The organism is Frigoribacterium sp. MEB024 (assembly GCF_000878135.1).
Lineage (GTDB): Bacteria > Actinomycetota > Actinomycetes > Actinomycetales > Microbacteriaceae > Frigoribacterium.
This window is the reverse complement of sequence record NZ_JXQZ01000009.1, coordinates 1-15,269: the sequence shown is the minus strand read 5'-3', so window position 1 is coordinate 15,269 and position 15,269 is coordinate 1. Positions and strand designations below refer to the sequence as shown.

Genomic DNA, 15,269 nt, shown 5'->3' with positions numbered 1-15,269 from the left:
CTCAGCCGGTCCGGGGCCAGTCCGTCGTCAGGTAGGCCTCGACGGCGCGGTTGCGGAACGCGTACGGCTTGCACCGGCTGACCACGCCGCGCACCGTGTCGAGCCGTTGCGAGGTGGGCCCGAGCTGGGCTCCCGAGGCCAGGCCCATCGTCTCGGCGATGGCGTTCAAGGTGCGCTCGGCGGGGGGCAGCGACGCCATCGCCCTCAAGAACTCGTGCTCACGCGGGGGAAGGCGGTTCAGGATGCGCTCGACGTGGGCCGACGCCTCGCTCTCGGCTCCGCGCCAGCCGGCCACGACGTCCTCCTCAGAGACGACGGGGGCCGTCGCGACGTTCCACGCCCGCTGGCCGGCGAGCTGGAACAGGAAGGGCTCTCCGCAGCTGAGGGCCGCGATCGCCCTCGCCGCTGCAGGGTCCATGCGGACGGTCTCGACGGCACCGTGGTCGCCAGCGGTCTCCCACCCCGCGATCACGAAGGGCTGGAGTGCCTCGAGGATGTCGCCCTCGTCGAGGGGACCGAGCGTGATGGTGCGGAACCGTCGGGCGAAGGTCGCCCCTTTCCGGGCACCCGCCATGTCCTCGAAGTCGGGCAGGCCCGTGAGGTAGACGGCGACGGGCAGGTAGCGGGACACCGTGCCTCCACCGGGCACGCTGACCTCGACCTCGTGCGACAGGGCGTCGCCGAGGGCGATGAGGAGCTGCGAGAGGGCGGCCTCGTCACCGATGTTCTGCACCTCGTCGACGTGGATCATCACGACGGCGTCCTGCTCGATCGCCGCCTGGCCGAGTTCGACGAGGAGCTCGAAGAGGGCGGTGAACGGCTCGGGGCCGTCGGCGCCGCGGGTCGTCACCGAGAAGCCGGTCACGGCCACCTGCTCGACCCTGGCGAGCAGGTCGAGGACGCCCCTCCGGGTCGAGGTGCGGAGCCCGGCGCGGTCGGCCAGTCGCAGGACGGCGGAGGCGATGATCTTGAGGGGATCGGCCCCGGTGGGCATGCGCAGCTGAGGCGTGACCCAGTCGCCGGCCTCGGCGGCGTCGCGGGCGATGCGTCGGACGAGGCTCGACTTGCCGGTGCCCGGTTCGCCGAGGATCGTCCGTCCGGTCTCGTACAGACCCGCACGTCGGCGGGGTCGCAGGACCTGGTGCCAGTCGCTCAACTGCTCGGTTCGGCCGGCCCAGACGTCGGGGACGACGTCGGAGCCCGCCTGGAACGGGTTGGTGAGGGGAGATCGCACGGTGATAAATTTATCAGAGCCTGGGTCGGCCGTCGATAAATTTATCAAACCCTCTATCGGGCTCGTCGTCGCCGCAGCTCGGTCGCCACGATCCGTCGCCCTTCGAGCACGGCCCGCAGCCCGACGAGCAGCGTGCCCGGTGATCGGACGAACTGCCGCCTCCCGCCCTGCAGCAGCACCTCCCACGCGATGCGCGGGGTCAGGCGTCGCCACCGGCGCAGGTCGTCGTCGCCGAGGTGCTTCGCGGCGAACAGCAGACGGTTGCGGATGTTGTACCGGTAGTACCCGGCCGACTTGGCCTGCCCCGACCGGTCGGCCCCGCCGGCGGTCTGCGTGCCGCCCTCGGCGTGGACGACGGTGACGTCGTCGAGCAGCCGCAGCGCGCCTCCTGCGCTCACGACGCGGCGGGACAGGTCGACGTCCTCCCAATAGAGGAAGTAGTCGTCGTCGAAGCCGCCGCAGCGTTGCCACAGCTCGTCGCTCAGCACGAGGCAGGCACCGCTCAGCCACTCCTCGACGCGGGCGCCGGGCAACCGTCGCCGTCTCGACCGGATGCGTCCGTCGTCGAGGTACAGATCGCTGCCGGCCGACCAGACGCTGCCGTCGGGGCGCAGCACGGTCGGCGCGCTCATCGTCATCGGGTCGGACGAGGAGGCGCGGTGCAGGGCGGCGAGGGCCCCCGCGTCCGCGACGGCGTCCGGGTTGAGCAGCACGTGGTGGCGCGCCCCGGCCTCGCGCGCCCGGGCGACGCCGAGGTTCACCCCGGTGCCGAAGCCCTCGTTGCCGGCGGGCGCGACGAGCTGCCAGCCCTCGGCCGCAGCGAGCTCGCTCACGCGGGCGCGCTCGGCCGCTCCCGACCAGTTGTCGACGACGACCACGACGAGGCCGTCGGTCGCCCGTGACACGGGTGCGAGGTTCCGGCGCAGCAGGTCGGTCGAACCGTAGTTGACGACGACCACCGAGAGGCCTGCGAGCGACTCACCCACGGTTCGTCCCCCGTCCACCCGCAGGAGGCGCGGTGAGCGACCCGGTGCCCGTCACCGACCTGACATGCTGGGGCCCGTGACGACCGACCCGACCGCCCCGCGCCTCCTGACCATCGCCGTGCTGACCTTCCGCCGACCGCGCGATCTCGACGCGGTGCTGCCGCTGCTCGTCGAGCAGGCCCGCAGCGTCCACGGGCTCGGCGTCGAGGCGCGCGTGCTCGTCGTCGACAACGACGCGAGCGGGTCGGGGCGCGAGCGCGTCGAGGCGGCGGCGCTCGCGGCGGCCGACCCCCGTGACGGCGCAGGACCCGTGACGGTGGACTACGTCGTCGAGGCCACGCCGGGCATCGCGTCGGCCCGCAACAGGGCGCTCGCCGAGAGCGGCGACGGCGACCTGCTGGTCTTCATCGACGACGACGAGCGGCCGTCCGACGGGTGGCTGGGCGCCCTGGTCTCCCTGCAGGCCGAGACGGGTGCCGCGGCCGTCGTCGGCCCGGTGCGCAGCGAGTACGAGGTCGAGCCCGAGCCCTTCATCGTCGAGGGACGCTTCTTCGTGCGCCGTCGACTCGCGACCGGCACGCACGTCGACGTCGCCGCGACCAACAACCTGTTGCTCGACCTCGCCGAGGTGCGCCGCCAGGGGCTGGCCTTCGACGTGGCGCTCGGCCAGCTCGGAGGCGAGGACACGCTGTTCACCCGCAGTCTGGTCGCGGGCGGCGGCACGATCTTGTGGTGCGCCGAGGCGGTCGTCACGGACGTCGTCCCCGCGCACCGCGTCACGCGGCGCTGGGTCGTGCAGCGCGCCTACAGCAGCGGCAACGGCTGGAGCCTCACCTCGGTGATGCTGTCCGCGCGAGGGGCGTCGCGACTGTCCACGCGCCTCCGGCTGTCGGCGAAGGGCGGCGTGCGCGTCGCCGGCGGGCTGGGCCGGTACGCGGTCGGCACGGTGACCCGCCCCCTCGGGCGCCGGTCGTTGGGGCAACGCGCTCGTGGCATCCGCACGATGGCCCGGGGTGCCGGCATGGTGGCGGGCGCGTGGGGCGCGGGGTACCGGGAGTACGGCCGCGTCGACGGCTGACCTCACGGACGGGCCCGGCGTCGGCCGACGAGGCGTCGACCACGGGTGGCGGCGATCGCCCGACGGTACGCCGCGACGTGCGCCTCGCCGGCACGGTCCCAGTCGCGAGCCGACAGGTCGGGGCGGGCGTCGTCGTCGAGTCGTGAAGCCGCGTCAAGCGCGTGCTCGACGTCCTCGGCCCCCAGGTCGTCGGCGTACTGCCGGACCCAGTCGGCGCCGACCTCGTCGGCCAGACGGGCGTTGACCTCGTTGGCGGGCACGAGCACCGGCCGGCCGAGCGACAGCGCCGTCAGCACGCCGCCCGAGTTGTGCATCTCGCGGTAGGGCAGCACGACGAGCTCGGCCCGGCGCACCACGTCGATGAGGGCTTCGTCGTCGAGGAACCGCAGGTCGAGGCTGACCCGGGGGTCGTCGGCCGCGAGCCGCTCGAGGCCGTGGGCGAGCTCGGGGGTCGAGGGCTTGCCGGCGGCGTGCAGTCGACGGTCGTCCCCGCGGACGTCGCGGAAGGCCCGGAGGAGGCCGTCGACCCCTTTGTAGCGGCGGATGAAGCCGAAGTACGACACCCGGCCTGCCTCGCGCGACGGCCACGGCCAGCGGGCGAACCAGTCGACGTAGTGGCCGTGGGGGATGAGCGCGCCGAGGGCGTCGGCGTGCTCGGGCGTCTCGTCGTTCAGCCGCACCCAGAGCGCGGTGCGTCGCTCGATCCAGCGCAACAGGACGCGCTCGCGCCGGGAGATGCCGCTCGGCAGCTCGAGGTTGTGCTCGGTGCGGACGATCGGGGTTCGCGTCAGTCGCAGCTTCGTCACCAGGGCGACGGTCAACGCCTGACGCACGAGCGCCTTGAGCGGGCTCTGCCCCGAGACGAGGATCTCGGGCCAGTGCACGTGGAAGACGTCGTAGCGGCCCAGGAGGACGCCCTTCCAGTCGAAGGTGCGCACCTCGACCCCGGGCACCGCGCCGACGGCGTCCCGGAGCATCACGAGGTAGGGGTTCGTCGTCGGTCGCGGTCGCGGGAACGACTGCTGGACGACGAGCCTGCTCGCGTGCTCCGGGGCGGCGTCGGTCACGGCTTGAAGATGCTCAGGTCGTCGAACGAGACCGTCTGCGGGGCGTTGGTCGCGGAGCCCGAGGCGTAGGCGGCGAGGGCCACCGAGCCGGGGGCCTGCAGGCCGGCGAACGTGTCGGTCGTCGAGACGGTCCACGCGGTGGGCTCGGTCGTGCCGTCGAGCCAGGCCTTCGCCCGGATCGTCGTCGTGCCGGAGCCGCTGACCTCGAGGCGTACGTTGACCTTGGCGCCCGGCGTGACCGTGCCCGGCACCAGCGTCTCGTTCACCAGGGTGACGTTCGTCGACGTGCCCTTGTAGGCGTTGAGCGCGACGACGACGCGTCCGTCCGAGCGGTAGCGCAGGGTCGCGCGGTACTCGGAGTTCGTCGCCACCTTGCGGCCCGTGACGTAGACGTACGTGCCGCCTCCGGTCGCCGCCTTGTCGAGGCTGACGCTGGTGCGCAGGTCGCTGTCGGTCGTGTTGACGCCGGTGAGGGCCATCGAGGTGCTCCAGCCCGCGGCACCCAGGTACTGGGTGCCGACGCCGTTGACGACCGAGTACTGCGAGGCCTGGCCGGTGCGCGTCCAGGCGCCGCCGACGTCGGCCGATCCCCAACCGTTCGTCGCCGAGCGGCCGAAGCCGTCCTGCGCGATCGCGGTGACGACGGGAGGCGCGGTGACCGTCACCGTGGAGGTGCGGGTCCCCGTGGCGCCCTTGTCGTCGGTCACGACGAGGGTCACCGTGTAGGTGCCGCCGGTGGCGTAGTCGTGCTTCGCCGTGCTGCCGGTCGCCGTGCCGCCGTCGCCGAAGTCCCAGGCGTAGGCGGCGACGGTGCCGTCGGAGTCGCTCGAGGCGCGTCCGTCGGTGGAGACCGAGAGCTTGTCGGTCGCCGTCGTGAACGCCGCCGTCGGGGTCGCGTTCGGGATGGGAGCGACCGTGACGGTGCCCGTCGAGGTGCCGGTGGCGCCCTTGTCGTCGGTGACCGTGAGGGTCACGGTGTACGTGCCGGCCGCCGCGTACGAGTGCGAGGCGGTCTTCCCGGTGGCCGAGCCGCCGTCACCGAACGACCAGGCGTAGCCGGTCACGGTGCCGTCGGGATCGGTGGAGGCCGACGCGTCGGTCGACACCGCCAGACCCGTCGCGGCGCTCGTGAACGACGCCGTGGGGGCGACGTTCGCCGGCGGGGCCGGGGCGACGGTGACCGTCCCGGTCGAGGTGCCGGTGGCGCCTTCGCCGTCGGTGACCGTGAGGGTCACGGTGTAGGTGCCGGCCGCGGCGTAGGTGTGGCCGGTGGTCGATCCGGTGGCTGCGATCGTGCCGTCACCGAAGTCCCAGCGGTACGACGCGATGGCGCCGTCGGCGTCGGACGAGGCCGTCCCGTCGACCGCGACGGCGAGGTGGTCCACGGTCGAGGTGAAGGAGGCGGTGGGCGTCGCGTTGACGCGGGGCGGCGTCACCGTGACGGTCGCGGTCGAGGTGCCGACGGCACCCCGGTCGTCGGTCACGGTCAACGTGACCGTGTACGTGCCGCCCGCGGCGTAGGTGTGCGTGGGTGCGACCTCCGACGCCACGGCGCTGCCGTCGCCGAAGTCCCAGGCGTACGAGGCGACCGAGCCGTCGCTGTCGGCCGAGGCGCCGCCGTCGAAGGCGACTCCGAGGCCGGTGGTCGCCGACGAGAAGGCGGCCACGGGAGCCGCGTTCGGCTTGTTCGTGCCGAGTGCGTAGTGCTGGGCGATCGTCGTGGCGTCGAGGGGGCGCGCGTAGACCGCCGCCTCGTCGAGGCTGCCGGCCCAGTAACCCGAGCCCGAGTTCCACGAGCTGTCGCCGCCGAGGCGCCAGTACCCGCGGTAGCCGTCCGAGGCGGTGGTCGGGTTCGACCCGACCTGGGCGCCGTCCACGTAGAGCTTCATCCCGTCGGAGCCCTGCGTGGCGACCACGTGGTGCCACCGGCCGTCGTTGTAGCTCGCGGTGCTGCTCGCGAGGTTCATCTGACCGGTCCAGTTGCCGAACTGCAGTCGCCCGTCCTGCTCCATGTAGACGTGGCGGTCGTAGTTGCCGCTGTAGCCGGTCTGCTGGCTGCCGAAGCCGATCAGCTTGCCGCCCGAGGTCGTCGTCGTGTTGAACCAGGTCTCGAGCGTGTAGTTGTTGGGCGAGTCGTACGAGGTGGTGGTGGCCACGCCGGCGTCCTGCCCGTTGAAGGTCGCCGACTGTCCGGTGCCGCCGACGGCCGAGGGGCCGCCGGTCGTCAGGCCGCCGGTGGAGACGCCGTTCGTGCCGATGGGGGAGGAATCCGTCGCGACGGCGGTCGAGTCACCGTCGAGACGGAAGTACGCCTCGGGGTCGTCCTGGAACACGCGGGCGCCGTAGGCGTCGGCGGGCGAGGTCGGAAGCTTGCTCGTGCGTCCCGAGGCGACCCACTGGCCGTCGACCTGCTGGGGGCTCAGGGCCTTCGGGTACACGGACACGTCGTCGATGTCGCCCTGGAAGTACGGAGCACCGTCCCAGTTGTTGTCGCCACCGATGCGCCAGTAGCCCGTGTAGTCCTGGGCGCTGGTCGTCCCGGCATCCGTCGCGATCTTCTTGCCGTCGACGTAGAACGACTGACCGGCCGAGCTCAACGTGCCGACCACCTGGTGCCACTGGCCGTCGTTCAGGGCGGTCGGGCTCGTGATGATGCGGCTGGCGTTCGGGTACACGCCGAACGAGACACGGCCCCGGGGGTCCATGTAGAGGTGGCGGTCGTACGAGTTCGAGGCGCCCGTGTTCGAGTTCCCGAAGCCGACGATCTTGCCTCCGGTCGTCGACGTGGTGCGGAACCATGCCTCGACGGAGAAGGTCTGCGGTCCGGTGATCGCCGAGGTGGTCGACGAGAGCCCGGTGTCGGTGCCCGAGAAGGTGCTCGAGCCGTCCGAGTCGGTCGACGCCTGGCCGGTGGCCCCGCGCGTCACGCCGGCCTGGGCCTGCTGGTCGTCGAAGGCGATCGAGTCGTAGACGGTCGAGCCGCTCTTCTCGCCCAGGCGCCAGAAGGACGTGGCCCCGTCGCCGGCCACTCGCTGCTGGTAGGGCGAGGGGGCGGTGGTCGAGACGGTCACCGACACGGTGTCACCGAGGACGGTGTTGCCGAGCGGGTCGGTGGCGCGCACCCGGTACTCGTGCGTGCTGCCCGGCGTGAGCCCCTTGTCGACGAAGCCGATGGAGGGTCGCTTCCAGAAGGTCGAGGGCGTGGTCGTCGAGTAGACCGGCGTCGTGAGGTTGCCGTCGCGGTAGACCTGGTAGGCCAGGTTGGCGTTGTCGCGGTCCCAGTTGGACTGCCACGCGACCCGGACGCTGCCGGACTCGAGCGAGACGAGGGTGGGCTTGAACAGGGCACCCGAGTACACCGGGCCCTCCTTGTTCGGAGCGATGCTCGACACGGCGAAGCGGGTCAGGCCGTACTGGGCCTTGCCGTTGACCGTCGGGAACTCCCCGCCGTAGACCACGTACTTGTCGTTGGCGGCGACGCTCCACGGCCCCTGGTTCTGGCCGGTGTAGCTGCCGGTGCCGAAGTCGGGGAACCAGTTGAGGATGCTCGGGGCCGGGTTGCCCGCGAAGTTGTAGTAGCCCATGGGGTCGTTGGTGACCGTCTGGGTCGCCGAGTCGCTGAAGGCCATCGCCCGCTGGAAGGTCCACGGGTTGGTCTGCGGCTGGCCGCCGATGTTGCCGCAGTAGTGCGGGTGTCCTGCGATGTAGACGGCCGTGCTGTTCGCGGCGACCGAGTAGGTGTCGCCGTGGCAGTCCTCGACCCAGACGAGGTCGCCGGCCCAGGTCGACTTGAAGGCACCCTCGAGACGGCCGCCGCCACCGAAGGTGTAGCCCGAGCCGTAGACGCCGTTCGCCGTGGCGCTCAAGCTGTAGATCGCGGCCTGGCCGCCGCCGTTGCGGATGACGTCGTTGGCCTGGAACGGCAGGTTCGCCGCGGAGTTCGGGTCGACCATGGCGAGACCGTAGCCGGGCTGCGACGAACCGTTGACCGAGTTGAACGACCCGCCGAGCACGATCTTCGACCCGTCCGGGCTCGCGACGAGGGCCAGCACGTCACCGCCGGCGATCTGGGGTGCCCACGGCAGGTTGGTGCCGTTGGCCGCCGTCACGGCGGCGGCCTTGGTGCGCGTGTCCTTGCCGATGCTCGAGAAGACGCCGGCGACGTAGACGTTCGGGCCGACGGCGGCGATGGCGTTGACCGTCGCGTTGGTGCCGGGGTTCCAGCTGGTCACGAGGGCGCCCGTGGTCGGGTCGAGAGCGGCGAGGCGGTACTTGTTGACGCCGTTGACCTTGGTGAAGGCGCCACCGATGTAGAGGCGCTTGCCGTCGGGGGAGGCGGCGAGGGCCTTGACCTGGCCGTCGATGACCGGGGCGAAGGTCGTCGAGAGGGCTCCCGTGGTGATGTCGTACGCCAGCAGGTAGCTGCGGGGGACCTCGTTGACGCCGGGCGCCGAGCCGGCCGGGCGCGCCTTGGTGAACTTGCCGGCCGCGTAGACCGTGTTGCCCACGATGACCTGAGAGAAGACCGAGCCGTCGATCTGCGGCGTGGGCAACGCGTCGGCCGTGACGGTCGCCGGGGTCGACGGCGCCGTCGGGTCGGCGGGTGCGGAGTCGGCCTGGGCGGGCTGGACTCCGATCAGGACGGACAGGAGCACGGCGGACGCAGCGACGATCGCGGGTAGGCGAAGGCGCGACGAGACGGTTCTTCCCATGGGGGAGCCTCATTCGGGTCGGGTAGGCGTCATCGGCATTCGGGTACCGATGGCTTGACGACTATAAGGTCCCCCCAAGGGGGGACACTGGCCCCCGTTGTGGGTACAGGAGTACTACGAGGTCGATCCCTCGAAGACGACGACCGGCACGTCGACGGCGTAGTCGAAGGTCAGCCGGAGGTCGTCCTGCGCGTCGGCGGGCACGGAGAACACGTAGACGCCCGTGGCGGTGGTGCCGGCCGCGACCGACGCCGGGAACGAAGAAGTCCCGGTCGAGAACGTGTTGGCCGGCGTCCGGCCGGTGCCGTAGGCCAGGTTGACGACGACGGTCGACAGATCGACGGGGGCGGCCGAGCCGTTGTACACCTCGAGCTCCGCTCGGACCGCGGGGCCCGACACCTCGCCGGGCAAGACGGCCTCGCCGTCGACTCCGTCGAGGCTTTTCACCCGGACCGTCACCCCGTCGACGACGGTGGGCGACTCGTCGAGGCCGACGGGTGGTGACTCGGGTGTGTCGGGGCCCGCGGCCGGCGGCGTGGTCGACGTCGGCGCGTCCGTGGACGAAGGGTCCGCCGGGGAACCCGGCGCATCACCGGTCGGCTGCGAGGTCGAGGCCGTGTCGTCCGTGGAGGGTCCGCCGTCACCGCGGCCGGTGAGCACGAGGGCGACCACCACGGCGACCACGACGACGACGCCGACCGCCACGGTGACGATCAGACGGCGTCGGCGGGGGGTGGCGGGGGTCGACCCGGTGGTCGGTTCACCTTCTGGCGACATGGGGCACTCCTGGTTCGGGGCGGGGGAGGAACGCGAGGGCGAGGGCGAGCACGAGCGTCGGGAACGACGTGTAGAACGGCGCGAAGAAGACGTTCCAGACGCTCTGCGATGCGGCGTAGAGCAGCAGTCCGCTGGCCGTCCCGTCGGCGAGGCGACGGACCACGCCGACCGCGAGCACGACGATCGCGGTGGCGACGAGCAGCAGGCCGACGATGCCGGACTGGGCCCAGAGGTCTCCGAACACCGAGTGCAGTTCGACGTGGCCGCCGAACATGAAGCGTTCGACGTAGCCGTTGTTCGGCTGGTAGCCGATGGCGTTCATGCCCTCTTTCGCGACCTGCACGTCTTCGGGGGTCGGCACGGAACCGGTGCCGAAGCCCCACGGGTGGTGCTCCATGAGGCCGACGGTGGCCGCGAGTTCGGGTCGTCCGCCGAGGATCAACGACCCCGACTGCCGCAATTGTTCGAGGCTGCGGGCCTGCGTCGTCACACCGAGGTAGCCGTCGAGGATGAGGGCCTGTCCCAGCTGGTAGACCGCCACCCCGAGCCCGCCCAGTCCGAGGACGACGGCGACCGCCGACGGTCTCCGGTGCGGGCGGACGATCGCGATCTGCGCGAAGACCAGCAGTGCGGCCAGCAGCAGCAGCCCGAAGGCCGAGCGTGAGTCGTTCAGTGCTGCGACCACGATGAGCACCGTGAGGGCGCCGAGTTCCCATCGGCGGCCGAACCGGGCGGCGAGGGCGAGCAGGATCACGGTCACGGGCAGCGCGAAGCCGAACTTCCAGGGGTTCGTGGCGAACAGTGTGGTGTCGGGGGTGAATCCGAGCGCCAGCCCGATGCCGAACCAGAGGGCGGCGCGAGGAGACGTGAGGACGTCGCGACCCCAGACGAACAGGCCGACGCTGAAGACGGTGCCCACGAGGAACACCGTCCCGGGGATGACCGCGGTCGGGTCGGTCTCGTGGTCGGCGGCGTTGGCGACGCCCAGCCACAGTCCGGCGGCCGTGGCCAGCAGGCCCAGCCCGACGAAGAGCGTTCCCCCGTGCTGACGACGCAGGTGGGCCCACCAGACCGGCAACATGACGAGCGCGACCACGAAGCCGACCTGGAGGCTCTGCGGCAGGGTGAAGCGCATGCCCAGCAGCACGAGGCAGGCGGCCGCGAGTCCGCGTACCCACGCCCGCGCCTCGAGCGGGGCGTCCCGTCCGCTCGGAGCGCCGAGGGTCGGCGGGCGCCACGAGGAGGCGCGCGCGACCCCTCGACGCAGGGTCGCCGAGGCCCTCGGGCCGGCTTCGAGGGGCGTCATGCGTGAACTCTAGGCGACGGCGGTGGGTGGCCGGACACCCCTGACGGGTGGCACCCGGAGGGATGCCACCCGCACGGAGGGCACCCCCAAGGGGGCTGACGGGCCCTTGCCAACCGCGCATAGATGTATGAGGATTCGTTCTTGTCTTCGCCGAGGTCCCGACTCGACTCGCCGTAGCCCCGATCGCGCAAGCCCCCGTCCTGGGGGCATGTGCTGAATCCATCAGGACTCCACCCCGACGAAAGGAGCGCCGATGCTCGACGCCTCCGCGCCTCAGCTCGACTCACCGAACCGCACCCGGACGGTCCTCGGCGCCATGACCATGGCGGTGGCCTGCGTCGCCGCCGTCCTCGTTCCCGCGACCAGCGCCTCCGCGGCTGCCACGACCGTCGCGTCCGACGCCTCGGGTCGCACGACGGCGGGCGGCTGGGGTGCCGCCGACAAGGGAGGCACCTGGACGACCTGGTCGGGGCCCACCAAGGCCACCTTCGCCGTGGGTGGCGGGGTCTCGTCCATCACCGGGCTTGTGCCGGGAGGGTCGGCGACCGCCGCGCTCGCAGGGGTCTCGGTGCAGGACGTCGAGGTGCGCGAGACCATTCGCCTGCCGCAGACCACCGGGGGTTTCTACCAGGGGTGGGAGCTGCGCCGTCAGAGCGACGGTTCGGCCTACCGTGGGCGTCTCGAGCAGGGCTCTTCGGGGACGGTCGCCCTCGCCATCACGAAGGTCGGCAAGTCCGGCGAGAAGGATCTCGGCCGGGTCGCCCTCCCGTCGGGCGTGACGAAGGGCTCGGCCGTCTCGGTCGCCTTCCGCGCCGTCGGCACGGGGTCGGTGAGCCTGCAGGGCAAGGGCTGGGCCGCCGGCACGACCGAGCCCGGCTGGCAGCTGTCGTCGTCGGACACCGCCGCCGATCGCATCGCCAAGCCCGGCGCCGTCGGGCTCTGGCAGTACTCGAGCTCGTCGAACAAGACGGTGACCACCACGACCTTCGACGACCTCTCTGTCGTCCAGTCGCCCCAGGACGCCGTGCCGGTCCCGGTGCCCGTCCCCACACCGACCCCGACGCCGGCCCCCGCACCGACGCCGGCCCCCGCGCCGGCACCCACCCCCACCCCCGACCCGACCCCGACGCGCGGTTCGGTGCCCGTCGGTTCGGCGTCGTACGCCGTTCCCTCCGGCGCCCTCTTCGTGGCGCCGGGCGGCAACGACTCGGCGGCCGGCAGCCAGGCCGCCCCGTTCCGCACCCTCGGTGCCGCCGTCGCGAAGGCCAAGGCCGGCGGGACCGTCGTCCTGCGGGCCGGCAGCTACAACGAGAGCGTCGTCGTGCCGTTCAACAAGCCGCTGACGATCCAGGCCTACCCGAAGGAGGCCGTCTGGCTCGACGGGTCCGTGCCCGTCTCGTCCTGGCAGCGCTCGGGTTCGGGGTGGAGCACCCCGTGGACGTCGTTCCCGTCGTCCGCACTGCTCGGCATCGCCGACAACCCGCGCTTCCTGTCGCCGTCGTTCCCCCTCGCCGGGCGTCCCGACCAGGTCTTCCTCGACGGCGTGCAGCTGACGCAGGTCACGCCCGACAAGCTGGCCCCCGGCACCTTCGCTCCGGACCCCGCCGGTGGACGGGTGCTGATCGGCAGCGACCCCTCGGGGCACGAGCTGCGCATCAGCAACAAGCAGCAGGCCATCTGGGTGCAGGCGCCGGACACGACGCTGCAGGGCTTCGGCGTGCGCCGCTACGCGACCCTCGACTCCGACCGGGGCACGATCCGCCTCGGCAACACCGGCGCCACCGCGCAGGACCTCGTCGTCGTCGAGAACGCCATGATCGGCGTGAACCTCGAGAACAACGGCGGCACCCTGCGCCGGCTGACGGTCGAGCACAACGGCATGCTGGGCATCGGCGCCAACGCGTCCTACGACATGTCGCTGTCCGATTCGGTGGTCCGCGAGAACAACTGGCAGCGATTCAAGGAGACCCCCGTCTCGGGCGGAGTGAAGATCACGCGGTCGCGCGGCGTGACCGTCTCCAACAACGACGTCAGCCGCAACTACAGCTCGGGCCTGTGGCTCGACGAGTCCGTGTACGACTCGAAGGTCGTGGGCAACACGGTCGTCGACAACGAGTGGACGGGCATCCAGCTCGAGCTCTCGAGCAAGGCCGTCGTCGCGGGCAACACCGTCACCGGCGGCAAGACGGGCATCCAGATCATCGGCACCGACGACGTGCGGGTCTACAACAACTCCGTCGGCGGCTTCAGCCAGTTCGGCGTCAAGGTGCTGCAGGACGAGCGTCGTCAGGCCACGGCGGCCACCGGTCAGGACCGTCGTCGGCCCATCCCGGACCCGACCATGAGCTGGGTCACGGGCAAGATCACCATCGCGAACAACGCCTTCGGCAGCGGCGGGTACTACCAGGTCTACGTCCTCGACTCGAAGACCAACCGCTCGGCCGACTCGATGGGCGTCACGGTGACCGGCAACGCGTTCAACCAGCGCCGCACGACGTCCCAGGCCACCCTGGTCGGCTGGGGGGCCGGTGACAACAAGACGGTGACCCGGTTCGACACCGTGTCGGCGCTCTCGGTCAAGAACTCGTCGTGGCGCAACGTCGAGACGTCGTCCGTGCTCGACCTCGGCGGCATGACGAGCCTGCTGACCTCGTCGCTCGGCATCGTGTCGGCCCTGCCGTCCGACATCGCCGCGCTCCTCGGCCAGCCCGGGACGGCGCGTCGCATCGGCGCCTTCTGACCGACCCGACGGAGCCCGGCCCCGGCCGGGCTCCGTCACCCGTCAGGAGGCGCGGGTCGGCTTCCCGACACCGCCTACGATTGACCCCGTGATCCTGGCCATCGACACCTCAGCCGGCTCGTCCGTCGCCGTCGTCGACCGTGACGGCGGCGTGCTCGCCGAGCACGCGGTCGCCGACACCCGGCGTCACGCCGAGGTGATCGGCCGCCTGATCGACGACGCCCTGCGCGAGGCCGGCGTGACCCCGTCCGAGCTCTCCGCCGTGGTCGCCGGTCGCGGCCCCGGCCCCTTCACGGGCCTGCGGGTCGGCATCGCCGCCGCCCGCGCCTTCGCCTTCGGCGCCGGCGTCCCGTGCCTGTCGGTCGGCAGCCACGACGCCGTCGCGTTCGAGCGGCTCTCGGCGGCGGCCGGCCGCTCAGTCGGCGCCGCCGGCGGGCCCGTCGACTCGCCGCTCGTCGTCGTCACCGACGCCCGCCGTCGCGAGGTGGCGTACAGCGCGTGGTCGGGGCTCGACGACGACGGCCTGCCCGTGATCGTGGCCGGCCCCGCCCTCGTGAGGCCGGCCGACCTCGACGAGGCGACCGGCGCCTCCTCGTCCTGGCCGCGCACCGACCCCGACGCGACGACGGTCTCGGCGGCCGCCCTGGGCATGCTGGCCGAGCGTCTCTTCGAGCACGGTCGCGCGTTCGCCGACGCCGAGCCGTTGTACCTGCGCGAGCCCGACGTCACCCCGTCGGCCGGTCCCAAGCCGGTCACGCGATGAGCGTCCTGTTGCGCACGGCCACCCTCGACGACCTCGACGGCATCATGGCCATCGAGACGTCGACCTTCGTCAACGACGCCTGGTCGCGGGCGAGCATGACGCACGAGCTCACCGCCCCCGGTGGTCGGTACCTCGTCGCGACGGCCGAGGGGGACGACACCACCGTCATCGGTTACGCGGGCATGCTGGCGCCGAGAGGGGCTCCCGAGGCCGACGTCCAGACCATCGCCGTGCTCGCGGAGCACCAGGGGCAGGGGCTCGGTCGGGCGATGCTGACCCAGCTGCTCACCGAGGCCCGTCAGGGCGGCGTGCGCGAGGTGTTCCTCGAGGTGCGGGCCGACAACCCCGGGGCACAGCACCTCTACGAGACGCTCGGCTTCGAGCGGATCGCCGTCCGCCCGCGGTACTACATGCCCGACGGGGTCGACGCGGTCGTGATGCGACTGCGCGTCCCGCCGGCCACCACCGAGACCACCCCGGGCCCCGTCGAGCCGTTCGGCGACGCGCCCCTCGACGAACAGGACGTCCGCCCGTGACCGTCACCCGCGCCTCCTCGTCCGCCGCTGCCGAGCCCGCCGCCGCCGAGCCGGCCGCCGCCGGGCCGGC

10 protein-coding genes are annotated in these 15,269 nt (G+C 72.1%); 4 read left to right on the top strand and 6 right to left on the bottom strand.

Annotated elements, in window-relative coordinates; genetic code table 11:
* Position 1: 1 nt before the first annotated feature.
* Together SZ60_RS02255 and SZ60_RS02250 are read right to left on the bottom strand one after the other, a co-directional pair.
* On the bottom strand, positions 2 to 1,234 hold the full coding sequence (locus SZ60_RS02255) for an ATP-binding protein (RefSeq protein ID WP_043593302.1): 1,233 nt from the start codon (positions 1,232 to 1,234) through the stop codon (positions 2 to 4).
* Between the two features lie 53 nt (positions 1,235 to 1,287).
* Complete coding sequence (locus tag SZ60_RS02250; protein ID WP_156155453.1) at positions 1,288 to 2,220, bottom strand: glycosyltransferase family 2 protein; 933 nt, start codon at positions 2,218 to 2,220, stop codon at positions 1,288 to 1,290.
* A 76-nt stretch (positions 2,221 to 2,296) separates the two neighbouring features.
* Here SZ60_RS02250 and SZ60_RS02245 point away from each other — a divergent pair, with 76 nt between their 5' ends.
* A complete protein-coding gene (locus SZ60_RS02245; RefSeq protein ID WP_231567032.1) occupies positions 2,297 to 3,298 on the top strand; it encodes a glycosyltransferase family 2 protein in 1,002 nt (333 codons plus the stop codon).
* Positions 3,299 to 3,300: 2 nt separating this feature from the next.
* On the opposite strand, the gene SZ60_RS02240 is transcribed toward SZ60_RS02245, so the two are convergent.
* The 4 genes from SZ60_RS02240 to SZ60_RS02225 all read right to left on the bottom strand — a co-directional run bounded on the left by SZ60_RS02240 (position 3,301) and on the right by SZ60_RS02225 (position 11,160).
* A complete protein-coding gene (locus SZ60_RS02240; RefSeq protein ID WP_043593295.1) occupies positions 3,301 to 4,365 on the bottom strand; it encodes a glycosyltransferase in 1,065 nt (354 codons plus the stop codon).
* Complete coding sequence (locus SZ60_RS02235) at positions 4,362 to 9,077, bottom strand: PKD domain-containing protein (RefSeq protein WP_043593293.1); 4,716 nt, start codon at positions 9,075 to 9,077, stop codon at positions 4,362 to 4,364. Before SZ60_RS02235 ends, SZ60_RS02240 begins: the two co-directional genes overlap by 4 nt.
* Positions 9,078 to 9,191: 114 nt before the next feature.
* A complete protein-coding gene (locus SZ60_RS02230; protein WP_043593291.1) occupies positions 9,192 to 9,854 on the bottom strand; it encodes a hypothetical protein in 663 nt (220 codons plus the stop codon).
* On the bottom strand, positions 9,838 to 11,160 hold the full coding sequence (locus tag SZ60_RS02225; RefSeq protein ID WP_043593289.1) for a hypothetical protein: 1,323 nt from the start codon (positions 11,158 to 11,160) through the stop codon (positions 9,838 to 9,840). Before SZ60_RS02225 ends, SZ60_RS02230 begins: the two co-directional genes overlap by 17 nt.
* Before the next feature lie 253 nt (positions 11,161 to 11,413).
* On the opposite strand from SZ60_RS02225, the gene SZ60_RS02220 reads away from it, so the two are divergent.
* The 3 genes from SZ60_RS02220 to rimI all read left to right on the top strand — a co-directional run bounded on the left by SZ60_RS02220 (position 11,414) and on the right by rimI (position 15,199).
* Positions 11,414 to 13,900, top strand: a complete 2,487-nt coding sequence (locus tag SZ60_RS02220) for a right-handed parallel beta-helix repeat-containing protein (RefSeq protein ID WP_043593286.1) — start codon at positions 11,414 to 11,416, stop codon at positions 13,898 to 13,900.
* Between the two features lie 88 nt (positions 13,901 to 13,988).
* Positions 13,989 to 14,663, top strand: coding sequence for a tRNA (adenosine(37)-N6)-threonylcarbamoyltransferase complex dimerization subunit type 1 TsaB (tsaB, locus tag SZ60_RS02215; RefSeq protein ID WP_043593284.1), 675 nt, complete (start codon positions 13,989 to 13,991; stop codon positions 14,661 to 14,663).
* Positions 14,660 to 15,199 (top strand): ribosomal protein S18-alanine N-acetyltransferase, encoded by a 540-nt coding sequence (gene rimI / locus SZ60_RS02210; protein WP_043593283.1) that lies wholly within the window; start codon positions 14,660 to 14,662, stop codon positions 15,197 to 15,199. Before tsaB ends, rimI begins: the two co-directional genes overlap by 4 nt.
* The last annotated feature ends 70 nt before the right edge of the window (positions 15,200 to 15,269 follow it).